The sequence below is a fragment of the Arenibacter lacus genome (assembly GCF_008711145.1).
GTDB classification, from domain to species: Bacteria; Bacteroidota; Bacteroidia; order Flavobacteriales; family Flavobacteriaceae; genus Arenibacter; species Arenibacter amylolyticus.
In genome coordinates, this window is record NZ_VVIN01000131.1 from 1 (window position 1) to 3,355 (window position 3,355).

The window sequence follows — 3,355 nt, forward strand, 5'->3', positions numbered from 1 at the left end:
GATATGTCGCTAAGAGTGAGGCACTTGTTCAGCTGTCCGAAAGTCAGGGCGACGAATTGGTCATAGGTCTTATATCTACTGCATCCCTTATCGGTTTTATGCTGGTCGGTGCAACGGGAGAGCATCCAGCGGGGAACGAGGTCGATGATTTGGCGGATAAGCGGCTTGTTCGTATTTTTGGTACGCCTGAAGAGTCCCATATAAAGTATTTTTAGTTCGCAAAACCAAAATACGGGATTCTCAGGCTATTTTAAAATCATGACTTCCGGATGGTAGTGTTTTGAAGAAAAGAATACGCTTAACAATTACTTTGCAAAACTGATTTCTATATTGAAAACCTTTATGAATTGGTCTCATGAGCGAGGGTATCACTCCAATTTAGCCTTTAAAAAGTTTAAGGCCACTGGACAAGAAACCGAGGTCATTTACCTTACCATGGATGAATTGATGACGCTTTACAACCATAGCTTCCACAACACAAGATTAACCCAAGTAAGGGATGTCTATTGCTTTGGCTGTTTTACAGGATTGCGCTATTCAGATATTAGCCAGCTTCGGGCTTCCAATGTTTTTAATGACCATATCATGTTAAACATCAAAAAGACAAAGACGGTCGCCCATAAAGTACCGCTCAATAATTTCGCAAAAGCAATTCTGGACAAATACAAGGACACTATTTACGAGCCTCTGCCCATCATTTCTGATGTGAAATTCAACAAGCACATTAAGGAATGCTGTCGGCTCGCCAAAATCACCACCCCCACTTCAATTACCCGTTGGATCGGGCAAAAGCGTATTGATATTACGGAGCCAAAATGGAAATTGATTACCAGCCATACCGCACGAAAAACCTTTGTCACCAATAGTTTGGTGTTGGGCATGAAAGAAATGGTCGTACGCAATATTACGGGACACAAGCAAGAAGCCACTTTCAGGCGTTATGTCAAAATTGCTGAGGATTTAAAGAAAAGGGAGATGGACAACGCTTGGAACAACGTTTCCAATAATTGACCTGCATTTCTGCTAAATCCACTTCTTAAAACCTTTATAGTTCAGGCAATTTCCCACATTGCCTTAGACCTTATCCCTATTCCAAATACAAGATTTTCAACAAATTGGCGTTAATGTAAAGCCATTTCTTTTTGCTGTTGTTCTGAAGGTGAACCCTATCGTGACCTCTGAAGAATAGCACTAAGACAAACCAAGCCCAATTTGACCCAATCCTTGAACATAGAAGAAGCCCTAGACCCGATAAAGCTGTTTTCTTTAGCGATTTTCAGACCAAGGAGTTTAAAGAATATACCAGAAGAAAAATACGTCGGCTAAGTCCGTATCAGTTTTACCATCTAATAGGATGGCTTTTGCAAAATGTAAAAGATGATGTGCTGTTGGCTAGTCTTGATATATTATTTGATTTTTCCGTTTTGCATCCTGAAAAGTATCATCCATCAGAACCGCAATCGATTCCGGTTTTCGATGAACCCGTGGAGGGGCCGTACTTGCCCAATAGATTGGGAGAGGATTGTATAAAATTCTTTCACATGGATTTCGGCACGATAAAACGTTTGTTAGATGAAACTGAACAAATGGAATCCGTAAATCGCTTTTTGTGCTTCTACAAGGCAAGGCAAATTCTTATTGAACCAGAAGTAAATTATGAACGCCTGTTGAATGTGATGTCATTTGAGGAGCGGTTGGGCTTTCCCGTTTACGATTTTCCAGATCAAAACTCCGCACCTTTCTATGGCCACGCCTTGAATTATTTGAGAATCAGCATTAGGAAGGAAGTAGGGTCATTAAAACGATCATTGAGGGATGAACTGGAAAAAGAGGGAAATAAGCTCAAAAAGCTGTTCCTCAACAAAAGAAAGCAAGAAGTACCATTTGCCCTAATGCATAGGGCTGCGCTCTTGTTGCCTTTATTGGTCGGCTTTGAGCAATGGAAACGGTTGGTTATCGATGCCTTGAAGAACAAGGAACTTTTCAGCCTATTAAAGACAAGGCTCTTATTTTTGTTGGAGGAATTACAGCAGGTTATTGGAGAGCGTTATTTTCAAGATTTGACCACCAATGTAAAGAACAAAACCCATATCGTTACCGACAAAGAAACAGGAATCAATACACTTCGCTCCATAAAATCGCCCTTGGTCAAATCCTATGAATTTGTGAAATGGCTAAAGCGTCTTAAAGCAACAGACGTAAGAGTGTCCGTCAAAAACGATGCGGATGTTGTCGAGGAACCCAAAAATGAGATCATTATTGCAAAAAGCGGGTCGCAGCTCAAACTGAAAAAAGCATTGGTCGAGTTCTTTGCCCATCTCAAATTAAAGATCAACGAGGAACAGGACAGGGCCATCGAGAGTTTTTTATATCGAAATTTCGCTTTTGAATATGATGAGAAAATTGATTTTACGAAACGCTTTGTAAACAACTTTGGGTACAAGCCGTTAAACTTCATTCCCCAAAAACACGCCAAGGATTTCGCGAAACTGTTTCTCTATTTGGCGGACAATAAATATATTCTCAGCAACAAGACCCAAATCATCCGGACATTGGACGAGGACATCCATGAAAAGAATGGAAAAGATGGATTCAGTTACAGTTCGCTAATACGCATACCAAGTGATGAACACCACCTATTTCCCGATAACGACATCAGAAGGCGCATCCGTTCGATACTCAAAATCGATGATTGAATGCACTCCTATTTTTCGTGCTTGTAAAAACTGCTGCCCTTATTATCTTCTTTAAACCGATTGAATTGCACTGATGCTTAAAGTGCAGGGTGCTTGTTTGAATTTATTCCCAATTTAGTTACCGAGCAATACGCTCTGGATTAAATACGACACAAATGGGAAATGTACTTTTTTACACGCACACGAAAGAGGATTTAAAAAGGGCCGTAAAAATGGTCTTGGAAGAACTTCGTAAAACGGAGTACATACAAGAAACATCCCTAAATCTGGAAGAAGATCGCTTGACCCAAAAAGAGGCCGCCAAGTTTTTGGGAATTTCCGTAACCTCTTTGATCAGTTGGAAAAAGAAAAAAATCATTCCTTACTATCAAATCGGCCGCTCCATCTTCTACTCCAAAAAGGAGTTGCTTGATTTAGCACGAAGGAATGCTTTTTTACGCAAATCAAAGCGATGAATTTAAATGTTACACTTAATATTTTAGTACTTCAGCTTTTATTTCGACCTGTAAACATTGGTTGTTCAAACCAATGTTAATTAATCAGCAAAAATTGTTTTTTGAACTTTATGTAGTTTATACTAACTAGCCATCCCCTGAAAATAGGGTTAGATAATCGTTGAAGTATTGATTTTATTAGTGTTTTGAGGTGATTTAAAATAG

Annotated in this window: 4 protein-coding genes; 3 read left to right on the plus strand and 1 reads right to left on the minus strand. The window is 39.6% G+C overall.

Going from position 1 to position 3,355, the window contains the following annotated elements; genetic code table 11:
- On the minus strand, window positions 1-200 hold a 200-nt coding region (locus tag F1E73_RS16635; protein WP_150452612.1), incomplete at its 3' end, for a DUF4372 domain-containing protein.
- A gap of 142 nt (window positions 201-342) precedes the next feature.
- Here F1E73_RS16635 and F1E73_RS16640 point away from each other — a divergent pair.
- The 3 genes from F1E73_RS16640 (at window position 343) to F1E73_RS16650 (ending at window position 3,151) form a co-directional block, all read left to right on the plus strand.
- Complete coding sequence (locus F1E73_RS16640; RefSeq protein ID WP_150452613.1) at window positions 343-1,011, plus strand: site-specific integrase; 669 nt, start codon at window positions 343-345, stop codon at window positions 1,009-1,011.
- A 350-nt stretch (window positions 1,012-1,361) separates the two neighbouring features.
- Window positions 1,362-2,696 carry a hypothetical protein gene (locus tag F1E73_RS16645; RefSeq protein WP_150452614.1) on the plus strand — a complete coding sequence of 445 codons (1,335 nt, stop codon included), beginning with the start codon at window positions 1,362-1,364 and terminating at the stop codon, window positions 2,694-2,696.
- A gap of 155 nt (window positions 2,697-2,851) precedes the next feature.
- Window positions 2,852-3,151 carry a helix-turn-helix domain-containing protein gene (locus F1E73_RS16650; protein WP_150452615.1) on the plus strand — a complete coding sequence of 100 codons (300 nt, stop codon included), beginning with the start codon at window positions 2,852-2,854 and terminating at the stop codon, window positions 3,149-3,151.
- Window positions 3,152-3,355: the final 204 nt, after the last annotated feature.

What these genes read in the sequence shown, in the direction of transcription:
- F1E73_RS16640 (WP_150452613.1), top strand. Translation starts at nt 343, where the DNA reads ATGAATTGGTCTCATGAGCGAGGGTATCACTCCAATTTAGCCTTTAAA.
- F1E73_RS16650 (WP_150452615.1), top strand. Translation starts at nt 2,852, where the DNA reads ATGGGAAATGTACTTTTTTACACGCACACGAAAGAGGATTTAAAAAGG.